The sequence below is a fragment of the Zarconia sp. genome (assembly GCF_057467645.1).
Genome location: NZ_JBRJXU010000024.1, coordinates 1 through 12,642, shown reverse-complemented (window position 1 = coordinate 12,642; position 12,642 = coordinate 1). Strand labels below are relative to the sequence as shown.

The window sequence follows — 12,642 nt, the reverse complement described above, 5'->3', positions numbered from 1 at the left end:
TGTAAATATTATATAGCAAGTGTTTCACCCCCCGCAGGATTAAGCGACCGCTACATCTTAGAACGTGATATGAACAGGGACTGCTACTAGTAACATGTTACGACAATTGACCTTATCAGGCAGAGCAGAGCACATACTTACGGAACGCGGTATATCAATCACTTATAGCTCCCGTTACGTGTTACGAGTTTTAAACTCAAATTTTCCCATCGCTCTACGCCCTGAAACTCTTGATATATATAGGTTGTAGGGATTAAGATTAATCGTGTTCTGTGGACTATCGGAACGTGATACGAATATTTTATCGACCTATTCAGAACAAGTTACAATGTTTTATCGACTTTTTCGTACCGCGTTACGACCTATCAGATATTCAAATAACACGTACTTAAAATAACAGAACGTGGTACGGATTTGAGAACGCGCTCGCCATTCGACCCACCCCACAGCACATCCACGACACACCATCTCATCAGCCCCGCAAAATGCCCTCTAGAACCCACGAGAATCCCCCGTCCACACAGACAGAAACGAGGCGGATTTGGGGCGTTTAGGCGGCGATGAATCCTCCCTGACGCACCCTACCGCTGGTGCTAGCTGTAATTGTATAGCTTCGCGATCGGACACGGTTTGTACCATGGGTGTGTCTATCGATTGTCTTCTTTTATAAGACTGAGAAAAGAATGCTATTTACTAACTTTGCCGACTTACCCGGAAGCATTGAACCTCGAATCTATAACGTAGAGAAGCTACTATGATGAAAAAAACAAAAGATTTGATATCTTACGTTGACAATAAGACAGGAACTAGCGATGGGTTACTGTTTAAATTTACCAAATGAAAAATTTCTCATTTTTATGGAATCCAATAGAACAATCTTTATCTAAGTATCGTCTTGTTCGTAAATCTGTATATTTTGAGCGTCGTGGCTGGACGCATGATTTCAGCTTGCCCGATCGATATGATAGATGTAGCCATATTCTTGTCGTGATGGATGGCAATCAATGTATTGGAGGTGCAAGGCTTACTGTTAAGTCTGAGATTGGTAGTATGTTTTTGCCAACAGAAAGTGAGTGTTTTAGATTTGATGCGATTTTCCCACACCTCAATTTGCAGGATACGGAATATGCTGAAGTCTCAAGACAGGTACTTCTTCGAGAGTACAGAGGAGGAAGTACTGTTTCATTGTTGGATAGATGTATTGTTGAACGCTGTAAGCATCTTGGTGTGCCCGTTGTTTTTGCCGCTTTTCCTCTAGATAATGCTGTCAGAACTAAGAAGGCTTATTCTAAACTAATTCGACAGGTAACAATACATAAAGACATATGTATTCCATCAAGTTCGATGTATGATAATTGCCAACTCTATCTGGGTGTCTTTGAATTATGAGACTCGGAAACTCTCGTAGTATATTTCCAACCAATTTCTGTTTCTCCTCATCCCACTTACCCAACACAAACGTATTAAGCCTAAATACCGACACCACCGAGTCTCAAAAGCCTTGTAACCGCTTCTGGCTCTGGCTCTGACGCAGTTCTCAAATATTCGTCTCACCCCAAAGCGATCGCCGGAGCGGATTTCTTCATCCCGATGATTGTCTCGGTTGTGGAATGCCTCGGTTAGGCCGTGCTTGCAGTTGTGGTCGTCAATCAACCCGTGATGCTCGTCAAACCATCGGGCTACCACCTGACCGTTGCAGCCGGATAGCTGACGGACAGCAAACTTATCAAGAGACCATTTAGCTTGTCCCATCTCGTGGGCCGGGAATTGGTCGTTATGGTCTACGATTGCTCGCACCGCACGGATAATTCGTTCCTCACTCGCTCCCGTCCCTCGTCCGGGTCGCGAGAACTCACCCAAACCGAACAACTCATCGTTACCGACCCAGCGCTAGCCTGGATTATTCACCTTTGGAGATACGATCGCTATTTCTTCTCCCTGACATTTTCAGAGAGCGCCTGGTGAAAGTCCAGAGATTTTCTGCAACGACATCTATCTAGAAGCCCACTAGGCTAGTTATAGATGAGACAAAGAGGATACTCGCCATGACAACTCAAACAATTTCTACAATCTTGAACAACGCGATCGCAGCGTCCCAAGATCTCCTCACCCAATATGCTTTAGGTGGAGAGCCGAGCGGTGACTTGATGACCGCCTTTGGGCCGACCTATGACAGCGATGCGGCAGCAGACCTAATTGAACAATGGCAGACGGGAGATTATAGCGATTTCCCGGGCGTGGAGATTCTCTCCTCGGCCAGCATCAACGGTGCAAATGGTGCATATTCAGCGGACACCAACAAGATTTATATTGCTCAAGAATATCTACTGGCGAATGCGACGAATCAAAGTGCTGTTTCGGATTTGATTTTAGAAGAATACGGACATTATGTTGATGCGAGTATTAACTCTGTAGACGCTGCGGGGGATGAAGGGGCGATTTTTTCTGGATTGGTGCAAGGTGAATCTTTCACAGATAGCGAACTGCAACAGCTACAGCTAGAAAACGATAAGGCTGTTGTTACCCTTGATGGAGAAGAAATTGCGCTCGAGCAACAAGCATCGGTTACAACTTTACCAGAAGACTTTAGGTTAGAAGGAGACTTAACTAATTTACAGGTTGGGGATTTTAATGGGGATGGTCGAGATGATATCCTCCGTCAAGAAAAAGGTCGTTTCGATAATGATAATTTTAATACCGCAAATATCTTTACATCGAATGGGAATGGCACGTTTAGCAAAGTCACTTTACGAGAAGACTTCAATATTGAAGGAGACAGAACCAACCTACAGGTTGGGGATTTTAATGGGGATGGGTTCGATGATATCCTCCGTCAAGAAAAAGGTAGATCGGATAATGACAATATTGACACGACCCAAATCCTTTTTGCCGATAGTAATGGTAGATTTTTTAGTAGGAACATCGTCAATTTAGCAGAAGGCTTCAGTTTAAAAGGAGACGAAACCAACTTACACGTTGGAGATTTTAACGGGGATGGGTTCGATGATATCTTGCGGATAGAAAAGGGTCGTTTAGATGATGATAACAGCAACACGGCTCAAATCCTTTTTGCCGATAGTAATGCGGACATTCCGCAGGTAGGTCAGCAAATGAGATAATATTTTTGGCAAGGTGCTCCGAGGAACTGTAGGATTTTCCGCCGTTGGGGGGTCAAGTTGGAGATGTGCCTTTGACCCGGAAGCCAGACGAGATGTATCGCCTGAAAGGATTGGAAAATCCAGCGTAGGGTAGGAGTTCGTGTCGGACGATGGCGTTGGTCGGGTAGAGTTTCCTTGACCCGAGCTAACGCAGTACGCATTTGCCGTTGGGCTAGAGTATACACCATCAATGACAGACCCATGATGGTAGCCAATGCCGCAATGCGTTGTGGAGTTTTGAGAAAGACACTCGATGTAAAAAATAATGGGTCTTTGAGAATGCCAAAGCCCCGTTCGGTAGCTTGTTGCCCCTTGTAGTCATTGAAAACGCTCTGTGGAGTCACATCTGGGTCATCGACGACATTGGTGGCGAGAATAAAGCGACCGGCTCGACATTGGGCTTGTTCGATGGCAACCGAGTCGGGAACCACAATCCCTTGGATGCGATAAGTGAGCTTTGGCCGAACTCCTTTAGGGGGTCGCCCTGGTCTGTTGTAGTGGCGATGCTCGACCACCTCGATATTGGCGAGGGTATGATACGACCAAGTGCTTGCTAAAGATTGAGTTTGTTCGAGTGCATCGGCTTCACAACTCCAGTCGATTTGACACAGCGCACGTAATTGCTTCTGGGCTTGTCGATACTGTTTGGCAACTTGCTTGTCAATTTGGTGTCGGTCACTCTCAATTCGGGCTTGATTTTCCACGACCACCCACTGCTGCTTGATACCTCCATAAGTGCTGCAGACACTTCCGAGATGATAGCCTTTGTGTTGAGTCTCACTCAAAGCTTCTGATGGGAACTGCCTCACCAATGTCTTGGCCGCACACAGACTCAATGGCACTCGGGTAATCCATCGCAGTTGACCCATTTCCACGAGATTGTCGGCACTGTAGAGGGCGCTATCGGCCACAAGCATTCCCTCAACATTCCACTGACGTGCAAATGCTTTCAACCGTTGAGCGAAGACGGCTTTATCCGATTGGTTGCCACTGGCGACCGAGAAAGCCAAGGGCACTTCTCCATCGTTGGCGCAAATCATCTCCACGATGAACTGTTTCAAGTCCGGGCGATGGTCTCTGCTATAGCCATGGGTGATTTCGAGACATCCATGAGGCATCTCTTGACCTTCATAGACTCCGTGTACGCTCAGGCTACTGCTGTCGAGGTGATATCGGCGCACATCCAACTCGAATGCTCTGTAAGCATCCATAGCGATGGCACTGAACAGTTGAGCCGTCCCATAATCCCAGATTTTGTCGAGTAGTCTCCCGAGATAGTCGTCGTTGAGATGTCTGGCTTTAATTCCTTTTCCTAACAGGTGTTCTGTTGCCTTTCCCTCGAAGAACCCTTCGTACAGGTAAAGCGGTGCGCTCACAAAGCCCAATCCATTAAGAATCATAGCTTTGGCTCCCAACCCCGGACTGACGATTTGTTGAGGGTGGGTTCCCAAGCAACTATTGACTCGTTCGATGAGACCCATCTGGTCTATTATTCCTGCTATGATACCCAGGTGGTCTAGATCTTCGACCTTCATTGACCCGATCGCCTCAAAACACTCTTCCCACTAAATTATCCGGTTTTGTGACCTAACCTGCGGAATGTCCGGTATAGGTAAAGCGGCTTGGTCTATCAAACGGGTGGACTAACTGAAAGACGATCGAGTCGGAAAAGCTAACGATTTTGTCTAAACTCCGGCTCTCAGAACCGAGCGTATACGTGACAACGCAATCAGCTCAATCGAGACAACTAATATAGCATCCAACAGTTCTGCGGTTGGACAAATGCCGGACTCGATGGCATTGCCGTTGGCGCTTCGGCCACTAAAACAACGTTGCCATCTTCGTCTAGTCCCCAACCCGTCACTTCGATTAATTGGGATGGCAAATTCGGATGAATTCGTGGCGGAGAACTTATTGGCGAAAGGGTCTGGGTTTCCTCGTCGGATTCTTCCCCATCTCGCATCGTCCACTCCAACACATCCGGTTCGTTATCGAGCAGATCTCCAGGATGGGGTGGTATTCCTCCACGTCCGGTAACGACAAACTTGCTGCCTTGACTTTGGGAACATAGATCTTCTCCCACCAACGCTGTCACGTCCACCAGACTTCCCGAGAGCGCCACCAATCCCGACGCTGCATCCACATCGGGTGTTTGAATTTGCACCACACCGCTAAAAGCCGGCCCTAAATCGGAAGTGGCGGTGATATCGCTTTGGGGGGTGAGTTGTTCCCGAAATTGGGTGCCGAAAATACCTTGGGTTTCGATGGTGACGCGCCCCCCAAATCCCTGTCCGGCGTTGGCGGTAATGTCGCTGTTTTCTAAGGCGACGAGGGTATCAGTATCGAGGGTGATGTTGCCCCCATCGCTGCTTTGGGCGTTGGTGGTAATGCGACTGCCCCGACGCAGCCGTAAATCTGGGGAGAGCAGGGTAATATTACCCCGATCGCCCGTTGCCGTATCTGCGGTGATAATGCTTTGAGTATCCAGTTCGATCGAATCTGCTGCCACGCGAATGTTACCAGCCGCACCCTGTCCGGGAAGTTGCAGGTTTTGGCTTTGGAAGTTGCTCGCGCTAATCGTCGCCCCATTAGCTACAGTCAATTTATCCGTGGTGACATTAACATTTCCCCCTTGTCCCGTACCGACAATGGCACTGGAAAATAGCCCACTGCGGGTAAATTCCGAGGTTCCCCTCAGTTCGATCGATTCGGAAGCGCGAATATTCAGTTCCCCCGCAGTGCCATCTCCCCCGGTACTGACAGCAATCTGAGCACCATCTAGAACTTGTAGGCGAGCCGTCTCAACGGTTAAATTACTGCCATTTCCGGTGGCTCCTACTTCTGCACTCACAAATAAACCGCTGGGATTTCCTCCGGGAGAGAGACCCGCTAGTTCGATATCCAACGCGCGAACAGTCAATTCTCCGGCATTGCCTGCACCAAAAGTTATGGCGGACATCTGCGCTCCCTCTGACATTTGCAAGCGCTCGGTTTCCACTCGTATATTGCCCCCATTCCCCGTAGCCTCAGTCTGAACGTTAGCAAATAACCCACCAGGATTGCCTCCAGGGGAAGTTCCCGCTAGTTGGATTTCTGAAGCTTGGACGGTTAATTCTCCAGCATCTCCTGCCCCGAACGTCGTCACAGCAGCTTGTGCGCCATCGAGAATTTGCAGACGCTCGGTTTCGACTTGAATACTTCCCCCATTCCCCGTTGCATCCGCTTCCACATTAGCGAACAAACCACCAGGATTGCCTCCGGGGGAAGTCCCCACCAGTTCGATCTCCGACGCACGAATCGCGACTTCTCCAGCATCTCCTGCACCAAGTGTAATCGCCGCAATCTGGGCGCCATCGGTAACTTGCAGACGCTCGGTTTCGACTTGAATACTTCCCCCATTCCCCGTTGCATCCGCTTCCACATTGGCTAACAAACCGCTTGGTCCTACCCCTTGCGCTCCACTGACCAGTTCTACATCCCGAGCCAGTATGTCGATATTTCCTGCATTTCCCGAGCTGAAGGTCACCGCCAGTATTCCACCTCCATCAGCCACGCGCAAGCGCTCGGTTTCCACTCGCAAATTGCCTCCATTTCCTGTTGCTCCCGGCAAAACCAACACGGATAAGCCACTGCGGGTTCCGTTTGGTGAAGTCCCCGACAGATTGACTTCTCTGGCTCGTATCGTTGTCGTTCCCCCATCTCCAATACCAAGAGTTCCGCCAAAAATAATTGCCCCTCCAGTAATGTTTAGACTGTCGGCATTAATGTCGATAATGCCGCCATTACCAGTAGCATCCGGTGCCACCGGAGCAAATAAACCACTTGAACCCACTCCAGCCGCACCGCCACTGAGTTCAATTTCTCGCGCCAAAACCTGGAGCGTGCCGGAATTCCCCGTACTAAATGTACCGCTCGAAACCAGCCCCCCATCGGCAACCCGCAAGCGATCGGTTTCCAGGGTTAAGGTTCCCCCATTACCGGTGGAATCGGGGAATCGTCCCACATCCGTCGAGAATCGAGTGGCAAAGGGAAACGGATCGAAGGTTTGGGTCTCGGTAGGGGGTGGGGTAAAGCTGGAGGTTCCCACCAGTTCGATGGATTCGGAGGCGCGCACGAGCAGGGTTCCCCCCGTGCCATTGCCTAAGGTATCCGCTAAGATGGCAGATCCCCCGGAAGCGAGAACGTTTCGCCCTTGTACTCGAATCGCCCCTCCATCATTACCGCTGGCTTCTACGGAGGCGGCTTCAGACAAGCGGATATCTTGAAAACTGCTAACTCCGTCGTAGCTCAGGGCAAAGCCAGGGTCGATCGACGTAATCCCCACCAAACTCTCACCACCAACGCTTCCGAGTTCGATGCGCCCATCCCTTGCTGTGAGATTCGCTCCTTCTAGGGATAGCTCCCCGCCCACGAGAGCCAGGGTTTGACCGTCGGCCACCTGGAAGCCATCGGGTCGGAAAACGCGAATCACGAAGGGAGTGTCGAGAAAGAGATTGTTCCCCGTGCCTTGGGCGGTAATTGTGCCGGGGTTCGAGCCGTACTGCAAACCGATGGGAACGCTGACGGTGAGTAACGTTGAGGTTTGGGGGTTGGTAGCGCTAAATTCGCGACCATCGGCAAACTGAAAGCTCTCGGCCGTCGAGCCGAGGAACGAACCACCGATATTTAGGCTGGCGTTCGGACCTAAAAGAATACCGTTGGGATTGAGTAAAAAGAGATTGGCGCTGCCGTTGGCGCGGATTAAGCCGTCGATATTGGAAATCGATCCCCCGGTGACGCGGGTGAGGATGTTATCGATGGTGAGGGCATTGTTAAAGAAGGCTTCGCTTCCCGTGGGGATGGAAAAGTCTCGGAAACTGTGGAAGAGGTTGGTTCCGGCTTCTGTTCCCCCTTCAATGGTGAGTACGTTACCATCGGGAAGCACGATCGAATTGTTGGTTAAGGTGGCATCCGGGGTAATCTGCGCTTGAGCTGGTGCGGCTACCAGTCCCAACGCGAAAACCGCAGCAGATGTCAGCCTAGAATGGAAATTGGCTTTGCTCATGAATGCTCCTGAGTTGAGTTGACGCAGTTAAGGATTGGACTTTGGACAAAAGGAAGAGAGGGGGGTAGCCAACGGAAAGGGCAATAGGGCAATTAAAGCCAATTTCCAACCAACACAAAAGCCGACCAAAAATAGGGGTGTGAAAAATTTTCACTTTGTAATACCGATTCTTGCGCGAGGCGCAGCACTTCAGCTTTCGTTTCCGTTCCCTTTGCCAACTCGATGTATAACTGACTCATCAAAATTGAAGTTGCTTCATCGCTGATGTACCACAACGATGCCACCGTACTGCGCGCACCGGCACGAACGGCAATCCCGGCTAACCCTAATGCCGCTCGATCGTCTCCAGCAGCGGTGCGACACGCACTTAAAACCAACAATTCGATCTCTTGACCTTTTTGGGTTTGACTGGTTAAAAAATGTTTCAATTCGTTGGCATTAATGCGATCGTCCCAGGTGAGAATGAAGGTATCTTCTGCATTAGAACTGAACTCGCCGTGGGTGGCTAAATGCACGATCGGAAACGGTGAAGAGTCGAGTAATTCTTGAACCTGAGTTTCGGTAAAATTTTGATTGATAACCCCTTGTGCAGGGATTTGCACTCGAATCCGTTCGAGTTCGCTTTCGACTCCCGGTAGCGCTGAAAATCCCTGACGTGCTTCGCTCAATCCTCCCGTAAAAACTTGCAATGGGGTTTCGCCGATCGGTTTAGGTTCGACTAACTGCAAACCCGGTGTTAAAGCCACAGCATATTGTTGGACTAAATACTCGTTGCCATCGTGGAGAGCACTAACCGGGAATCGTCGCAAAAATCCATCTAAAACAAATACCAACCTTTCTACGGAACTGTTAGCTAAATCGGCTTGAATGGGACGAATTAACCAATCATAAAGTTTTTGGGATGGCTGCAAAAAATTATTGATATTGATTCGTTTTCGAGGACTCGATAACCCTCGCAAGGCTTCGATAATCGTCTCGTCCACTTCCGATTTGGAAAACATAGCGGAGTGGTGTTGCAAGGGTTTTCCGGGAATGGCGGCAATAACTTCGAGACGATCGGGCAAAATAATGGGGTAGAGAACGGCAGCATTGGGATCGACACGATCGATTTGTGCGGGTTTGGCATCCAAACAAGCATCGCGGAAAAAGTTATCGAGTTCGGCAAGTTGCAGGGATTCGATGGTTTGCCGCGCTAATCTGAGGTCGTTTTGGGTGACAGTGACACCCGGTTGGAGTAGCAGTGAGACAAATTCGCGGTAAACGGGTTCGACGCTTTTGCGGAAGGAAAACTGCACGTCGGAACTAATGGCAACTAAGTCGCTGCGAATGGATTTCAAACTATCAATGGCTTGGGAGTAGGCAGAAATCGCACCGGCGCGATCGTTTTGGGTTTTTAACACTCGTCCCAGTTGCCATTGCCATTGATAGGCAATATCGGTGGAGTTAGTTGCTTGCGCCAGGAGAAGCGCTTTTTGAGTTAATGCTTTTGCCTCAGACCACTGTTGCCGCCGTTCGTAGAGTTTGCCTAAATTTCCCAAAGCGTAAGATTCGGTGCGGCGATCGCCTAAGGTTTGTGCTTGCTGGATGGCTGTGGCGAGGAGTTCGGCAGCTTGGCGATCGTCTGTTGATGTGGTTTGGGTAAGTTTTAATAAAATTAAAGCCAAGTTGATTTGGGCATAAATTGTTTCTTTTGAGAGCGAAAGTTGAGATAAGTTTAACTCAATTTGAGGAATCAGTTCCGCTGCTTTATCTCGATTTTCGTTCTCAATTAATAAGCTCAGCATATTCAGTTGTACTTGACTTTTTAATTGACCTGAAGTCGCCCCATTAATGGCTTGTTGATAGTAATCAAAAGCGACTTCTACAGCCTCAGGTTTTAATCGGGTTGTATTTCCCAAACTCATCAAAATTGAGGCAATTTCTTCTGAAGCAGAAAGTTGCCGCGCGATTGCCAAACTTTGCTGTAATAATTCCTCCGATTGTTGTAAATCTCCTACAACCCGCAATGCATTTGCTAAACGTTTGAGAACTCGCGCTTTGAGCCGCGTATCCGGTTGATTTTGCAGGTAGACATTGGCTTCATTTAAAGCATCGAGAGACTGACGGTAGAGACCCAGAGACTTCAGTCCTTGCGCCAAACTAATTTGAGTGCGAGTTACCCCGCGAATGTCATCTAAATTTTGATAGATTGACTTCGCTGCTCTCCAAGTCTCGATCGCGGTTTCCGAATTACCGGATGTCTGCTCGATTTGTCCTTCAACTTCTAAGGATTCAGCAATAATTTGTTGCGTTTCTCGATTCGATTCGAGAGTTTCGAGTAACTCGAACGTTCTCGAAATTGCGGTGGTTGCTGCGGCCAAATCTCCTGCTTTTCGATAAACCAGTGCCAAATTTCTCAGTGCGATCGCCTCAGTGAGAATATCTCCGGTTTCTGCCGCCGTTGCCGATACTTGTTGCAAAAGCAAAATTGTCTCATCGAACCGTCCAGATTCGTAGAGTTGCCGAGCTTGTTGCTCTAAATTCAAAGATGAAGTTTGAGTGAGGGGTTCAACTTCAAAATTGGCTAAGGAGCGATCGGGAATCAAACAACTGGCGACAGAAGCAACAAGCAGTCCTCTTAATAAAAACTTGACGGTCAGCCCAGGAATCAACCCCTTGACTAAGCGATGCAATCCACATTCAAAAATGTTTTTTTTCTTTTTACGAGGCATTTTTACTTCAATTAAAGAATACAGCACAGCGCTAACCTTCCACACCTCCCTTACCTAAACATTTTTTTTCATCATTAACAAAAAACTTCCCAACTTATCGTAGATCCTCTACTTCTCCCGGAATGCGTTCGCGTAGCATCTCCAAAGGAGAATCGTCCCCATTCCGACGACTTAACCGAACTTGCCAAAGGATGCGATTTACTGATTTTGCCGACTTGCCCAGACGTGTTGAGCCTCGAACCGATGTTGGAAACGGTGAAAGACTTGGGGGATGCTTCTTACCGGGCATTGTTAACCATCGTCCCCAACCCCGTCGTCTCCGACCCGGACTGTGCGGATCGGCATAGCAGCCCTCTGGATCGCAAGTTACTTGGGCAAGGATTGGGAGAGGTGGGTTGCAGCGATTGCCCACCGTCGATATCGTAGCGCTGGGTACGTCCAAGGTTTCACCCTTTTCGTAGCACACAATAGTCACTTGGGCGTTGGGTTCTGCTTCTAAAGTCTCCTCGGCACATAGCAGCTTTCCCGCCTCCATTTGCGAGTTCTCAACGCTGAGAATGCGTCCCACCCATTTGCAGTTACCTGGGGTGGCAACTGCTAGAGGGCGATCGAAATTCCATCCTCCCGTCACCAGCGAAAAAAGAGCCAGCATAGAAATGCTAGAGTTCACGGTATTTGCCTCCTGAAGGCACTGTCAATCGAGTTATTCCATCCTAACAACGCTTTTTTTATCTTTAAACAGCTTTGAAATGCGCCGAACTCGAATCGATCGAGGGTTTTTTGTCTCAATGTTTCGGGTTGATAGAGAATCGGGTTGGGGTAAGTCCCTTTGAGGATTTGGAGAATACCATCGGCGATCGCATCGACATCAAATGGGTCAACCAAACATCCCAACTTCCCCCCTTGCAACGGATCGATTGCCCCATCTCCATTCCCGGCGAGGACGGGTTTACCACAGGCAAGGGCTTCGAGGTAAACAATGCCCAATACCTTCAGAGTCGATCGCTTTCAAATTGCTCCTAAACCCCGGTATTTGCTGGAACGATATGGTTTAAAGCCCTCACAACCGGTTATCCTCACCGTCTCTCGCCTGGGAAAAACCTGCACGCGGGATAAAGGTATCGATCGCCTTCTTCATGCTGTTGCTAAAGTGAGCCAGAGCCATCGGATTCCCAATCTACATTACCTGATTGTTGGCAAAGGGGACGATCGCCCTCGTTTGGAGTCTCTGGCAGCACGACTGGGTTTGAGCGATCGCGTCACCTTCACCGGATTCGTCCCCGATGAAGAACTCCCAGACCATTACAATCTGTGCGATGTTTTTGCCCTTCCCAGTTGCATTGAAGGATTCGGCATCGTCTACCTCGAAGCTCTTGCCTGCGGCAAACCGGTGTTGGCGGGAAATCAAGATGGGGCGCTCGATCCGTTGCAAGGAGCCGAGTTGGGGTGCTTGGTCAACCCGTTTGATGTGGAGGAAATCGGCGATCGTCTCATCCAAATTCTCGAAGGGACTTATCCCCATCCGACGATCTATCAACCCAAAATTTTGAGAGAAAGGGCGATCGAGCAATTTGGGTTCCGTGCATTTCTAACCTGGATGATTCATGAGGTTCGACAAAAATAGCTCAAAGCCTCGCTGAACAAGCAAGTTGGCAATTTACCCGCAAAATAGTCTGTTTGCGTGAGGTTCGCTTGCCATCGGGATCGAGCGCGTTTGGTGAATTATCCA

Annotated in this window: 9 protein-coding genes; 4 read left to right on the top strand and 5 right to left on the bottom strand. The window is 49.0% G+C overall.

Translation table 11 applies throughout. The features are described 5' to 3' along the window. The first annotated feature begins 837 nt into the window (after positions 1–837). The 3 genes from AC2215_RS03755 (at position 838) to AC2215_RS03745 (ending at position 3,119) form a co-directional block, all read left to right on the top strand. Positions 838–1,389, top strand: a complete 552-nt coding sequence (locus AC2215_RS03755; RefSeq protein WP_486808616.1) for a GNAT family N-acyltransferase — start codon at positions 838–840, stop codon at positions 1,387–1,389. 387 nt (positions 1,390–1,776) lie between these two features. Then, on the top strand, positions 1,777–1,965 hold the full coding sequence (locus AC2215_RS03750; RefSeq protein WP_486808615.1) for a hypothetical protein: 189 nt from the start codon (positions 1,777–1,779) through the stop codon (positions 1,963–1,965). Between the two features lie 80 nt (positions 1,966–2,045). Then, positions 2,046–3,119 carry an FG-GAP repeat domain-containing protein gene (locus tag AC2215_RS03745; RefSeq protein ID WP_486808614.1) on the top strand — a complete coding sequence of 358 codons (1,074 nt, stop codon included), beginning with the start codon at positions 2,046–2,048 and terminating at the stop codon, positions 3,117–3,119. Here AC2215_RS03745 and AC2215_RS03740 read toward each other — a convergent pair. The 5 genes from AC2215_RS03740 to AC2215_RS03720 all read right to left on the bottom strand — a co-directional run bounded on the left by AC2215_RS03740 (position 3,104) and on the right by AC2215_RS03720 (position 11,900). Then, the gene (locus tag AC2215_RS03740) at positions 3,104–4,693 is read right to left on the bottom strand and encodes an IS1634 family transposase (RefSeq protein WP_486808613.1); all 1,590 of its coding nucleotides are present in this window, start codon (positions 4,691–4,693) and stop codon (positions 3,104–3,106) included. The genes AC2215_RS03745 and AC2215_RS03740 overlap by 16 nt on opposite strands. Before the next feature lie 212 nt (positions 4,694–4,905). Further along, positions 4,906–8,202 carry a two-partner secretion domain-containing protein gene (locus AC2215_RS03735; protein ID WP_486808612.1) on the bottom strand — a complete coding sequence of 1,099 codons (3,297 nt, stop codon included), beginning with the start codon at positions 8,200–8,202 and terminating at the stop codon, positions 4,906–4,908. Positions 8,203–8,294: 92 nt separating this feature from the next. After that, complete coding sequence (locus AC2215_RS03730) at positions 8,295–10,913, bottom strand: CHAT domain-containing protein (protein ID WP_486808611.1); 2,619 nt, start codon at positions 10,911–10,913, stop codon at positions 8,295–8,297. A 94-nt stretch (positions 10,914–11,007) separates the two neighbouring features. Next, positions 11,008–11,583, bottom strand: a complete 576-nt coding sequence (locus tag AC2215_RS03725) for a hypothetical protein (protein WP_486808610.1) — start codon at positions 11,581–11,583, stop codon at positions 11,008–11,010. Continuing rightward, positions 11,580–11,900: a glycosyltransferase gene (locus AC2215_RS03720; RefSeq protein WP_486808609.1), complete on the bottom strand. Its 321-nt coding sequence runs from the start codon at positions 11,898–11,900 to the stop codon at positions 11,580–11,582. Before AC2215_RS03720 ends, AC2215_RS03725 begins: the two co-directional genes overlap by 4 nt. Here AC2215_RS03720 and AC2215_RS03715 point away from each other — a divergent pair. Further along, positions 11,893–12,537, top strand: coding sequence for a glycosyltransferase (locus AC2215_RS03715; RefSeq protein WP_486808608.1), 645 nt, complete (start codon positions 11,893–11,895; stop codon positions 12,535–12,537). The genes AC2215_RS03720 and AC2215_RS03715 overlap by 8 nt on opposite strands. The last annotated feature ends 105 nt before the right edge of the window (positions 12,538–12,642 follow it).

Bases quoted from the DNA above. Each gene is read 5' to 3' on its own strand.
- AC2215_RS03750 (WP_486808615.1), top strand. From the start codon at position 1,777: ATGGTCTACGATTGCTCGCACCGCACGGATAATTCGTTCCTCACTCGC.
- AC2215_RS03755 (WP_486808616.1), top strand. From the start codon at position 838: ATGAAAAATTTCTCATTTTTATGGAATCCAATAGAACAATCTTTATCT.
- AC2215_RS03735 (WP_486808612.1), bottom strand. From the start codon at position 8,202: ATGAGCAAAGCCAATTTCCATTCTAGGCTGACATCTGCTGCGGTTTTC.
- AC2215_RS03730 (WP_486808611.1), bottom strand. From the start codon at position 10,913: ATGCCTCGTAAAAAGAAAAAAAACATTTTTGAATGTGGATTGCATCGC.
- AC2215_RS03745 (WP_486808614.1), top strand. From the start codon at position 2,046: ATGACAACTCAAACAATTTCTACAATCTTGAACAACGCGATCGCAGCG.
- AC2215_RS03715 (WP_486808608.1), top strand. From the start codon at position 11,893: ATGCCCAATACCTTCAGAGTCGATCGCTTTCAAATTGCTCCTAAACCC.
- AC2215_RS03740 (WP_486808613.1), bottom strand. From the start codon at position 4,693: ATGAAGGTCGAAGATCTAGACCACCTGGGTATCATAGCAGGAATAATA.